Source organism: Amycolatopsis saalfeldensis, assembly GCF_900110575.1.
Classification (GTDB): Bacteria; Actinomycetota; Actinomycetes; order Mycobacteriales; family Pseudonocardiaceae; genus Amycolatopsis; species Amycolatopsis saalfeldensis.
The window spans coordinates 386,069-397,547 of sequence record NZ_FOEF01000005.1 but is presented as its reverse complement, the minus strand read 5'-3'; the positions used below and the strand labels follow the sequence as shown (position 1 = coordinate 397,547).

Genomic DNA, 11,479 nt, shown 5'->3' with positions numbered 1-11,479 from the left:
CTCTCCCTAGCTGGCCCGGCCGGTGCCGGTGCGTTCGTTCAAGGCTTCGGCGAGTACCTCGGCCACGGCGGTGATGTCCGTGAACCGGTCAAGCTGATCGAGGTCGATCGTGACATCGTGGTGGACTTCCAGCGCTGCGAGCAGCCGGACCCGGCCCTTGGAGTCGATGCCCAGCTCTTCCAGCGGGCTGTCTTGCGACACGAGTCCCGGGTCGAGCCGGAAGGTGTCGATCACGACCTTCGCGACCTCGGCGCAGAGATCATCCACGACCGTCACCGTACCGCCCCCTCGCCGCCGATCGTGCGACTTTGCCGCTTGATGTGCGCGGAAGGCCTCCGGGCGCGACCAAAGTGACCCTCCGCAGCGTCAGGCCGTATTCGCCGGACACCGCGCGGAGCACGGCCCGGCGGACTTCGGTCTCGTCGGCCTCCCCGTTCCACTCGGCCGCGACCATCGCGCCCTCCCCCTCGTCCCCGTCGACCCCGAAGGCCGCGACCCGGCCGCGCCGGACGGCCGGATGTGCCTGCTCCGCGGTCACTTCCAGATCCTGCGGATGATAATTGCGGCCGTCGACCACGATCAGGTCCTTCAGCCGCCCGGTCAGGTACAGCACGCCCCGGTGCCAGACCCCGAGGTCGCCGGTGCGCAGCCAGCCGCCGTGGCCCTCCAGCCACGCGTCGAACGTGCTGTCCTCGCGGCCCCAGTAGCCGGTGCCGACGTGCGGGCCGTGCACCCAGACCTCGCCGACGCTGCCGTCCGGGGCCACTTCGCCGTCGCGCACCACCCGCACCTGCTGCCCGACCGGGTGACCGACGGACACCAGCTCCTGGCCCCCTTCGACCTCCACAGCCTCGCCGGCGGCCAGCGCCTCGCGGTCGAAGACGGCGCTCGTCGGTCCTTCCGGGCCGGCGCTCGTCACGTACACCGTGGCCTCGGCCAAACCGTACGAAGGACGGTGCGCCTCACGCCGGAAACCGAGCGGGCCGAACACCTCCTGGAACCGGGCGACCGTCGCGGGGCGGACGGGCTCGCTGCCGTTCAGCGCGATCGACACGCTCGAGAGGTCGAGGCCTTCCGGCACGGGCGCCGCGGCGGCCAGGTCGAACGCGAAGTTCGGCGCCGCGGTGAACACGTCCGGATGCTCGGCCAGTTGCCGCAGCCAGCGCTCCGGCCGGTGCACGAACTCGACCGGCGACATGAACACCGACCGGCAGCCCGCGTGCACCGGGACGCACAGCAACTGCACGAGCCCCATGTCGTGGAAGAACGGGATCCAGCCCGCGCAGGTGGTGCCGGGGCCGACGGAGTACGCGAGGCAGGCCTGCCAGCAGGCGGCGGCCAGCGCCCGGTGCGGGATCACCACGCCGGCCGGATCGCGGGTCGAGCCGGAGGTGTATTGCAGGTACGCGGGAGCCTCCGGCTCGGGCCGGACCGGCTCGGCGGGCGGCCCGTCCAAGTCCTCCACGATCACGAGCTGCCCGGCCGGCACGAACTCGCGCACCCGTTTCACGGCTCGCCGCGAAGTCAGCACCAGTGACGCGGAGCAGTCGGCGAGGATCCCGGCCAGCCGCTTGCCGAGCCCCGGGCTCGCCGGGTCCATCAGCGGCACGGCCGTCATCCCCGCGGCGAGCACGCCGAAGAACGCGACCGGGTAGGCGAGTTCCTGCGCGGCGATGACCGCGACCCGGTCCCCCGGCGCCGCTTTCTCCCGCAGCCGCCCCGCCACCACGCCGACGCGCGCGACCAGTTCGGCCCAGGTCAGCGTCTCGTCCACGCCGGCGGCGTGGTCCTGGTGGGTGAACGCGGGCCGGTGATCATCGGCCCGGGAGAACAACAGCTCCACGAGGGAAACGCCCAAGACGTCCTCGGGCACGGAAACCGGTGCCTGCCGCACAGGCACCGGAGAAGGGGAGGACAACGGCTTCACCACACACCGGGAGCACCGGCGAAGGGAATCCGGCCGGCGCTCCCGCACCCGACCGGCCGCGACCTGCAAACCACCTTACCGCTCACAGCAGACACTCCACCACACGCGGACCGGCGGCCTCAGTCCCCCCGGTGATATTCGAGCCGGATGTGCCCGAAGGTTCCCCATAACGCGTCATAAAAGGCCTTCCCGCAGTTCACGACATTTCCATAAGTGAATTTCCGCGGCCATTTCCGGCGAATTCGCTAACGTTAATTCGCTAATGTGAAGAAAAGGTCTCCGCCGAGCGCGCTGTTGACAAAGCCGCACTCCCGCGGTTACCTAGTTTGTGACTGGTCAGTTACTCTGGCCCGAGCACTCGCAGAGGAGCCGTTCATGACGACCGAGCCCGGACCGTTCCGATCCACCGCGGACGCCCGCCGCTCGATCATCACCCGGCGGGCGGTCGAGGTGTTCGCCCGCAGCGGCTACCGGGCCACGCCGGTCGCGGACGTGGCCAAGGAGGCCGGCATCTCCCCGGCGTACGTGTTCCGGCTCTACGACGGCAAGCTCGGCCTGTTCCTGGCCGCGCTGGAGCACTGCCACGAGCGCGTGATCGAGACGCTGACCAAGGTCGCGGACGAAATGCCCGGCGGGGAACCCGGCGCGGTGCTGTCGGCGATGGGTGACGCGTACGCCCAGCTGATCTCCGACCGCGACCTGCTGATGCTGCAGGTCCACGCGCTCAGCTCGGTGGACGTCCCCGAGATCGCCGCGGCCACCCGACGCGGGCTCGAGCGAACCGTCACCCTCCTCAAGGAACGCACCGGCGCGCCCGACCCCGCGATCCAGCAGTTCATCGCGTACGGCCAGCTCTGCCACCTCATCGTCGCCGCCGGCCTCGCCGACCTCACCGGCGGCGACGGCACGGAACCGCGGTGGGCGAAGGTCCTGACCGACGGGATGGCCCACCCCGGCAGCGGGCCCGGCGCCGCGGCCGGGCGCTGACGCGGGGGGTCCGGCCGGGCGCGGGCTCGATTTCGCGGGCGGGCAAAGGACTTTCCCGCCAGGACGGGTTCGCCCCGGCTTACCGGATCGACCGCGGGGACCGGGTGCGGTATGCAAGGGGCATGACCAGTGTCCGGTTCGGACTGCTCGGGACCGTCGAGGCGCACGTCGGCGCCGAGGCCGTCGATCTGGGCCACGCGCGGCAACGCTGGGTGCTCGCGGCGTTGCTCGCCGACGCCAACCGGCCCGTGTCGACCGAGCGGCTCACCGAGCGGGTGTGGGCGGACCGGCCGCCCTACCGCGCGCACCGGCTGCTGGCCAGTTACCTCTCCCGCCTGCGTCGCGTCCTCGCGGCGGCCTGCGACGTCGCGATCCGCCACGGGCCGGCCGGCTATGTGCTCAGCGTCCCGCCCGAGGCGGTGGACGTGCACCGGTTCCGCGCGCTCGTCGCCGAAGCCCGGGCGCGGCGCAGCACCGCGCTGTACGACGAAGCGCTGACGCTGTGGCGCGGCGACCCGTTCACCGGGCTCGACACGCCGTGGGCCGACACCGCCCGCCAGACGCTCGCCGCCGAGCTGCTGTCGGCCCAGCTCGACCGCACGGACCTCGCGTTGGAGGACGGCGGCCACAACGCCGTGCTGGCCGAGGCGGCGGAACGGGCCGCGGCACACCCGCTGGACGAACGGGTGGCGGGCCAGCTGATGCTCGCGCGGTATCGCGCCGGGCGGCAGGCGGGCGCGCTCGAGGAGTTCGACCGGATCCGGCGGCGGCTGGCCGACGAGTTCGGCGCCGATCCCGGGCCCGCGCTGCGTCAGCTGCACCAGCGCATCCTCACCACGGACCCGGCGCTGGCGCCGCCGACGGAGACGGCCGTGCCGCGGCAGCTGCCCGCGCCGCCGCGCTGGTTCGTCGGCCGCGACCCCGAGCTGGCCGCGCTCGACGACGTGATGGAAAGCCGCGGCGGCACCCTCGCCCTGTCCGCGATCGGCGGCCCCGGCGGCATCGGCAAGACCTCGCTCGCGCTTCGCTGGGCGCACCGGAATCTCGCGCGTTTCCCGGACGGCCAGCTGTACGTGAACCTGCGTGGCTTCGACCCGTCCGACGGCCCGCTGCCGCCCGAGGCCGTGGTCCGGCAGTTCCTCGACGCGCTGGGCGTGGCCCCCGCGGCGGTCCCGGCGGACACGACCGGCCAGTTTTCGCTCTACCGCAGCCTCGCCGCGGGACGGCGCCTGCTGGTCGTGCTGGACAACGCGCGGGATCTGGCCCAGGTCGAGCCGCTGCTGCCGGGCAGCGAAACGTGCACGGTGCTGGTCACCAGCCGGCACCGGCTCGCCGGCCTCGGTGTCCGCGGCGCGCGGCTGCTCGACCTGGACGTGCTCGGGTCGACGGAGGCGCGGGAGCTGCTGGTGCGCCACCTCGGGGCGGCGCGCGTGGCGGACGAGCCGACGGCGGTGGACCACCTGATCCGCTGGTGCGGCGGGCTTCCGCTGGCCATCAGCATCGTCGCGAGCCGTGCGGGGGCGAACCCGCGCTTCCGGCTGGAGGTGCTGGCGAAGGAGCTGCGCCAAGAGTCCGCCCGGCTGGACGCGCTCGACGCGGGTGACCTGAGCACGAACCTGCGCGCGGTGTTCTCGTGGTCCTATCAGGCACTCGACGCCGAGCCGGCGCGGGCGTTCCGGTTGCTCGGCGCGGCGCCCGGGCCGGACATCGGCCTGGCCGCGGCGGCCGCGCTGCTCGGGCTGCGGACGCCGGACGTGCGCGCGCTGCTGCGCCGGCTCGGCGCCGCGCACCTGGTGCAGGAGCACGTGCCCGGCCGGTACCGGATGCACGACCTGCTGCGACTGTACGTCGACGAGCTGGTGGACGACGCGGAACGGCCGGAACCGTTGCGCCGTCTCGTCGATCACTACCTCCACACCGCTTGCGCCGCGACGCCGCTGCTGCGCCCGGAGCGCCAGCCGATCGAGCTGGCCCCGCCCGCGCCCGGCGGCGCGCCCCTGCCGCTGGCGGACCGGGCCGAAGCGGCGGCCTGGTTCGCGGACGACCACGCGTGCCTGATGGCCGTGCTGGACTCGGCCGTGCAGCGCGGCGCGCACGAGGACGTGTGGCGACTGGCCTGGAGCGTCAGCGGGTTCCACGTGATCCGCGGGCAGCTGGTCGCGGACCTGGCGGCCTGGCGCGCGGCGGTGGCGGCCGCGCGGGCGCTGGGACGGCCGGAGCCGCTGGCCATCACGCACATGTACCTGGGCACGGCGCACACGCGCGTCGGCTCGCACGACTCCGCGATCCGGCACGGGCGGGCGGCGCTTGACCTTGCGGTGGAAGCGAAATCCCCGGCCGTGGAGGCGGACGCGCAGCGGGCTCTGGGCTGGACGCTGGGCCAGAGCGGCGACTTCACCGGCGCGCTGCGGCACACCGCCGAGGCGCTGGCGTACTACCGCGCCGCCGGCAACGGGCTGCGCCAGGCGGACGCGCTCAACACCCTCGGCTGGTACTCCGCCCGCCTCGGCCGGCTGCGCGAGGGCCGGGACTTCTGCACGCGGGCGCTGGAGCTCTGCCGCCGGCACGATCACCGCCGCGCCGAAGCCGTGACACTCGACAGCTTGGGCTACATCGCGCAGGAACTCGGCGAGTACGTCGTCGCCCTCGGCCATTACCGCTCGGCGCTGGCGCTCGCCCGCGACACCGACGACGTCTACGACGAGCCCGGCATCCTCGCCAACCTCGGCGACACCCACGCGTCACTCGGCCAGGCCGACGACGCGCGCGCCGCGTGGAAGCAGGCGCGGGACCTCTACCGGGAACACCGGCGGATCCGCGAGGCGGACCTGCTCGAGGCGAAGCTGGAGCCGTGACCGCCATCGGAGGTCAGGGCACCGGGGTCACGTTGGCGTAGGGCAGGGTGACCCTGTCCGTCGGCGCGAGGCCGAGATCGCGGAACAGTTCGAGCTGCAGCCGCCACGCCATCGCGTTCTTGGTGCGCTGCTCCATGTTCGGGATCTGGTCGATCGCGTCGAGCATCTTCGCGTACAGCTGCGACACCGTGACCTCCGTCCGGCCGTTCCGGCGCTGCTCCATCGCCCAGTCCTTCCAGTACTGGTCGAAGGCGGCGTGCGTCGCGCGGTCCAGCAGCACGGTGTCCGCCCCGCCGCGGCGGTAGCCGGGCAGGTCGCGCAGGAACGAGGTGGGCGCGATATGCGCGGACTGCACGTCCTTCCCGGAGACGCCGTAGCCCTCGCGCGCGGCCGGGGCGGTCCGATGCGGCTGGGTCGCGAGGTCGACCGTCCCGGGCCGGCCGGGCGGACCGGTCAGCCCGGCGGCGCGGGCGTCGCGCACCGAACCGGCGACGTCGACCGGGGCGGCCTCGGCCCTGGCCGGATCCAGCTTCAGCTCCTTGCTGATCTCCTCCCAGATCTCGGGGCCCTTCGGCGGCTTGCCCGACACGGGCCCGGAGCCCCCGCTGGGGCCCGGCCCGCCGGAAACCGGCGGCGTCATCACGGCGAAGGAGGCCAGCCGTTGCGCCGCCGACGCGGTTTTGGGCACCGCGGCGGCCGCGGTGACGGGCATCCGCACCAGTCCCACCTCGGTCAGCGCCTCGACGTACCCGGTCGGCGGCGGGCCCTCGTAGGGACGGCCACCACCGCCACCGCGGCCCAGCGACCTGGTCAGCAGGGCCATCGCGAGGCCGACGCCGCCCTCGGCGATCGCCTGCGACAGCGCCTCGCCCGCCGCGCGCAGGTCCTGATCGGTGGTGGCGTCCACCGCCGCGAAGAACCGCCCGATGTTCGCGGCCACCCGGAACACCGTCATCCCCACGAAAACCGCGCTGACCGTGAGGGTCGCCAGCGCGATGCCGTCGGCGACCCACCCGGCCGGGGTCAGCTGCGCGGCGAGGTAGACCACGGCGAACGCCGCCAGCATGCCGAGGGATTGGCGGGTGAACAGCGCTTCCAGCTGTGCCACCACGTCCGGGCCGAGCCGCGGCTTCGCGTAGTCCCAGACCTTGAGCAGTTTGTCCGGGCTGCTCATCGCCGAGACGTCGGGCCCGGCCTGGATGCGCCGAGGCGCGGGCGAGGCCGTCTCGATGCCTTCGATCTCGGGCACGAACTGGTTGCCCGGGCTCGGATCGAGCCGCACCGCGGCCGACCGGAGCTGCCCGCGGGCCTCGGTGTCCAGGGCCGCCAGCCCGGCGCGCCGGCGAGATCGGCGGCAGGCGCGGCCGAGACCTGGCGGCGCAGCACGGGCCGACCGCTCAGGGCGTTGGCCGGAGCCGACGGGGACTGGCGGTGCTGGGCCACGTGGGCCAGCTCATGGGCCAGCAGACGGTCGCCTTCGCTCGTTCCCGGGGCATAACGACCGGCGCCGAAGACGATGTCGTTGCCCACGGTGTACGCGTCCGCGCCGACCGCGCGGGCCGATTCGGCCGCACGCCCGCCCGTGTGCACGCGCACCTGGCTGAAATCCCCGCCGAGCCGGGGCGCGAGAGCGGCCTCGGAGAGCGGCTCACCAGGCGCGCGGACCACCTCGTCGACGATCTTCGGCGCGTGGACGGCCGCCGCCTGCGGGTCGAAGTGACGGGTCATGGGAACGGTGTAACCGAGCGCCGTCACCGCCGCGTCACCACGGGCCGCGCTGTGCTCTATCCACTGAGGACGGTGCCGGCGCACTGGAGCTGAAGCGCGGGCCGTGTCACCAGCTCCCGGCGGCGCAGCCACACGACGTCACGCCCGAACGACCAGACGAGCAGCCCCAGCGCGGAAACCGTGGCCGCGAAGGCGAAACCGGCCGGGAGCAGCCCGGAGCCCGCCGTCACCAGCAGCACTCCCTGCAGCGCCGCGACGACCTTGCGCGCGCGGCTCGGCGGAAGCTCCGCCCGCAGCCACGGCAGCACCCGGGCGGCCGCCACGAAGGCGTAGCGCATCAGGCCGATGGCCAGCACCCACTGGCCGAGCGAACCGGCCACCAGCGTGCTCAGCACGAGGATCAGGAACGCGTCCGCCTCCATGTCGAACCGCGCGCCGAGCGCCGAAGACGTGCCGGTGCGGCGCGCGACCCGGCCGTCCACGGCGTCCAGCGCCAGCGCGACGGACGCGAGCGGGACCACCACGGCCACCGGGGCTCCCCCGTTCAGGTGATCCACGACCAGCGCCGTGACGCCTCCGATCAGCACGGCGCGGGCGAGCGTGACGTGGTCGGCCGGGCCGAGTGACCGGGCGCCGGCCCGCCGGGCGGCGCCCGCGAGCAGGGCCCACAGCCCCGCCGTGTAGACGAGGCCCGCGACCCAGCCGACGGCGCCGAGCCCGGTGGTGAGCCCGAGGACCGCCAGCAGGGCCAGCTGGACACCCGCGCCGGCGGCCTGCGCGAGCGCGACTGAACCCACGCCGGGGTGTGATCGTGTAGTGGTGGTGACAGCCATCGAACCCCTCGATCTCGCCGCGGGTGCGGGTATCCCGCCGGACAGGTGGACATCCATGACACGTAAGGCAAGGGCCCTCTGGTTCACCGCCGCCGGGACCGGTGAGCTCCGGGACGCCGTGCTCCCGGCGCCCGGGCCCGGCGAGGTGCTGGTCAGGACGCTGTTCTCGGCCATGAGCCGTGGCACGGAGAGCCTGGTGCTGCGGGGCGGGGTGCCGTCGAGCCAGCACGAGGTGATGCGCGCGCCGTTCCAGGAGGGTGACTTCCCGTGGCCGGTCAAGTACGGCTACCTGAACGTCGGCCGCGTCGAGGAGGGGCCCGCGGACCTCGTCGGCCGCACCGTCTTCTGCCTCTACCCGCACCAGACCGAGTACGTCGTGCCCGCGACGGCGGTCACGGTCGTGCCCGAAGCCGTGCCGGCCGCGCGCGCGGTGCTCGCGGGCACCGTGGAGACGGCGGTGAACGCCTTGTGGGACGCGGCGCCGCTGGTCGGCGACCGGATCGCGGTGGTCGGCGCGGGCATGGTCGGCAGCAGCGTCGCCGGGCTGCTGTCCCGCTTCCCGGGCGTGGACGTCCAGCTCGTGGACGTCGACCCGGAACGCGCGAAGATCGCCGAAGCGTTCGGCATCCGCTTCGCCACCCCGGACGAGGCCGAAGGCGGGCTGGACCTGGTGGTGCACGCCAGCGCGTCCGAAGCCGGGCTCGCCCGCTCGCTGAAACTGCTGGGGCACGAGGGCACGGTGGTGGAGCTGAGCTGGTACGGCGACCGCCGGGTGAGCGTGCCGCTGGGTGAGAACTTCCACTCGCGACGGCTGACCGTGCGCGGCAGCCAGGTCGGCACCGTTTCCCCCGCCCGCGCGGCCCGCCGCACGTACGGGGACCGGCTGGCGCTCGCGCTGCGGCTGCTGGCCGACCCGGCGTTCGACGTGCTGATCACCGGCGAGTCGGCGTTCGACGAACTGCCCGGACTGCTCACCCGCCTCGCCGGTGGGTCGCTGCCGGGACTCGGCCACCGGATCGTTTACCCGTAAAGGAGAAAACCTTGTTCAGCGTCACCGTGCGAGACCACATCATGGTCGCCCACAGCTTCCGCGGCGAGGTCTTCGGGCCCGCGCAACGCCTGCACGGCGCCACCTTTGTCGTCGACGCCACGTTCCGCCGCGCCGAGCTGGACGCGGACAACATCGTGGTCGACATCGGCCTCGCCACCGAGCGGCTCGGCGCGGTGCTGGCCGACCTCAACTACCGCAACCTCGACGAGGTGCCGGAGTTCAAGGGCGTCAACACGTCCACGGAGTTCCTGGCCAAGGTGATCGCGGACCGGCTGGCGGGCCAAGTGCACGCCGGCGACCTCGGCGAGGGCGCGCACGGCCTGGCCTCGATTTCGGTGACGCTGCACGAATCACACGTCGCTTCGGCCGGTTACGAGCGCGACCTGTGACCACAGTGGACGCTTCCGGTTACGCGCCGGAGTGGCTTCGCCTGCGCGAGGGCGCGGACGCGGCGGCCCGCTCGGCGTCCCTTGTGGACAAGCTCGCGCTGCGACCGCCGTCGACGATCCGCGATCTCGGCTGCGGCACGGGCTCGATGGGCCGCTGGCTGGCCGGACGGCTGCCCGGGCCGCAGCACTGGATCCTGCACGACCAGGACCCGCGGCTGCTCACGCTGGCCGCGCGCAGCCTCCCGGACGGCGTCACCACCGAGACCGAGCAGCTCGACGTCACCCGGCTGACCGCCGCGGACCTCGCGGAAACGTCGCTGGTCACGGCTTCGGCGTTGCTGGACCTGTTCACCCACGCGGAAATCAACCGTCTGGTCGACGCCTGCGCGGGCGCGCGTTGCCCGGCGCTGCTGACGCTTTCCGTGGTCGGCCGGGTGGAGCTGTCACCCACGGACCCGCTGGACGAAACCGTCACGGCCGCGTTCAACACTCACCAACGCCGCGACGGGCGACTCGGTCCGGAAGCGGTTTCCGTTGCCGCGGAAGAGTTCGCCGCCCGCGGTTACACGGTCCGCCGCGCGCCGAGCGTCTGGCGGCTCGGCCCGGCGGACTCCGCGTTGATCACGGCCTGGTTCCACGGCTGGGTCGCGGCGGCGGCCGAGGAGGACCCGAGCCTGGCGCACTACCGGGACCAGCCGCCCGCCGCCGTCACCGTGCACCACGAGGACCTACTCGCTCTCCCCTGACTCGCGCCGGGCGCGGGCGCGCCGCTTGCCCTCGTGCATCGCGGCCACGCGGGCGATCGGGATGGTGTGTCCCTCCTCGACGAGATCGGCCGGAAGCTGTTGCGGCGCGGGCATCTCCGCGACCCACGGATCGTCACCGCCGAGCAGTTTCACTGCACTGTGGACGGTGAAGTCGTCCGGCGTCACGTTCTCCGCGTCGGACCACGGCACCGGGAACGAGACGCGCACGCCCGGCCGTACCCGCGGGCTGTAGGCGGCCACCACCGTCGCGCCGCCGGCCCGGGTGGAGTCGAGGAAAACCTTGCCGTGGCGGTCCTCGCGGATGAACGCCGTGGTCGCCAGGTCCGGGTCGAGCCGCTCGGCCCGGGCCGCGACGGCGCGGGTGGCCGCGGCCACGTCGTCCATCGCCTGCCCCGGGGCGAGCGGCACGAAAACGTGCACCCCCTTGGAACCGCTCGTCTTCAGCGCGCCCGCGAGCCCGGCGTCGGCCAGCGCCCGGCGCACGAGCTGCGCACCCGCGACGGCGACGCCGAACGCGGCGCCCTCCGGCGGGTCGAGGTCCATGATGAGGTGCGTGGGCCCGGCTTCGTGGTCGATCCGGGTGAGCGTCGGGTGGTACTCGATCGCGCGCTGGTTCCCGAACCACAGCAGCGTGCGACGGTCGTTGCACAGCGCGTACGACACGTTCCGCTTCGAAGTCTCCGCCCACAGCTTCACCCGCGGCACCCACTCGGGGGTGTACTTCGGCAGGTTCTTCTGCATGAACGCGTCCTGCCCGCGCAGCACCCGCACCACGGACAGCGGCCGGTCGGCCAGCACCGGGAGCAGCCGCGCCGACACGGCGTCGAGGTAGTCCAGCAGGTCGCGCTTGGTCGCGCCGGACTCGGCGAACAGCTGCTGGTCGAGGTTGGTCAGCGGCACACCCTCACGCACATCCTGGCTGGTCATCGGCCCACCATTGCC

11 protein-coding genes are annotated in these 11,479 nt (G+C 73.4%); 5 read left to right on the top strand and 6 right to left on the bottom strand.

Annotation, left to right across the window (positions count from 1 at the left end):
* Nucleotides 1-6 precede the first annotated feature (6 nt).
* Both BMY97_RS15225 and BMY97_RS15220 read right to left on the bottom strand, forming a co-directional pair.
* Complete coding sequence (locus BMY97_RS15225; RefSeq protein ID WP_091617538.1) at nt 7-267, bottom strand: acyl carrier protein; 261 nt, start codon at nt 265-267, stop codon at nt 7-9.
* Nucleotides 260-1,894, bottom strand: coding sequence for a fatty acyl-AMP ligase (locus BMY97_RS15220; RefSeq protein ID WP_177231360.1), 1,635 nt, complete (start codon nt 1,892-1,894; stop codon nt 260-262). The genes BMY97_RS15225 and BMY97_RS15220 overlap by 8 nt, the downstream gene beginning before the upstream one ends.
* Before the next feature lie 408 nt (nt 1,895-2,302).
* Between BMY97_RS15220 and BMY97_RS15215 the strand changes: the two genes are divergently transcribed.
* Nucleotides 2,303-2,914, top strand: coding sequence for a TetR/AcrR family transcriptional regulator (locus BMY97_RS15215; RefSeq protein ID WP_091617448.1), 612 nt, complete (start codon nt 2,303-2,305; stop codon nt 2,912-2,914).
* A gap of 122 nt (nt 2,915-3,036) precedes the next feature.
* Nucleotides 3,037-5,769, top strand: coding sequence for an AfsR/SARP family transcriptional regulator (locus BMY97_RS15210; protein WP_091617447.1), 2,733 nt, complete (start codon nt 3,037-3,039; stop codon nt 5,767-5,769).
* A gap of 13 nt (nt 5,770-5,782) precedes the next feature.
* Here BMY97_RS15210 and BMY97_RS15205 read toward each other — a convergent pair whose 3' ends face one another.
* The 3 genes from BMY97_RS15205 to BMY97_RS15195 are packed head-to-tail and all read right to left on the bottom strand — an operon-like array spanning nt 5,783 to nt 8,330.
* Nucleotides 5,783-7,018: a hypothetical protein gene (locus BMY97_RS15205; RefSeq protein WP_091617446.1), complete on the bottom strand. Its 1,236-nt coding sequence runs from the start codon at nt 7,016-7,018 to the stop codon at nt 5,783-5,785.
* Complete coding sequence (locus tag BMY97_RS15200; protein ID WP_091617537.1) at nt 6,940-7,497, bottom strand: eCIS core domain-containing protein; 558 nt, start codon at nt 7,495-7,497, stop codon at nt 6,940-6,942. Before BMY97_RS15200 ends, BMY97_RS15205 begins: the two co-directional genes overlap by 79 nt.
* Nucleotides 7,498-7,553: 56 nt before the next feature.
* Nucleotides 7,554-8,330: a CDP-alcohol phosphatidyltransferase family protein gene (locus BMY97_RS15195; protein WP_091617445.1), complete on the bottom strand. Its 777-nt coding sequence runs from the start codon at nt 8,328-8,330 to the stop codon at nt 7,554-7,556.
* Nucleotides 8,331-8,385: 55 nt separating this feature from the next.
* Between BMY97_RS15195 and BMY97_RS15190 the strand changes: the two genes are divergently transcribed.
* The 3 genes from BMY97_RS15190 to BMY97_RS15180 are packed head-to-tail and all read left to right on the top strand — an operon-like array spanning nt 8,386 to nt 10,516.
* Nucleotides 8,386-9,360, top strand: a complete 975-nt coding sequence (locus BMY97_RS15190; protein WP_091617444.1) for a zinc-dependent alcohol dehydrogenase — start codon at nt 8,386-8,388, stop codon at nt 9,358-9,360.
* Between the two features lie 11 nt (nt 9,361-9,371).
* The gene (locus BMY97_RS15185) at nt 9,372-9,770 is read left to right on the top strand and encodes a 6-pyruvoyl trahydropterin synthase family protein (protein ID WP_091617443.1); all 399 of its coding nucleotides are present in this window, start codon (nt 9,372-9,374) and stop codon (nt 9,768-9,770) included.
* A complete protein-coding gene (locus BMY97_RS15180) occupies nt 9,767-10,516 on the top strand; it encodes a methyltransferase domain-containing protein (RefSeq protein WP_091617442.1) in 750 nt (249 codons plus the stop codon). The genes BMY97_RS15185 and BMY97_RS15180 overlap by 4 nt, the downstream gene beginning before the upstream one ends.
* Here BMY97_RS15180 and BMY97_RS15175 read toward each other — a convergent pair.
* A complete protein-coding gene (locus BMY97_RS15175; RefSeq protein ID WP_091617441.1) occupies nt 10,499-11,464 on the bottom strand; it encodes a DNA polymerase domain-containing protein in 966 nt (321 codons plus the stop codon). The genes BMY97_RS15180 and BMY97_RS15175 overlap by 18 nt on opposite strands.
* Nucleotides 11,465-11,479: the final 15 nt, after the last annotated feature.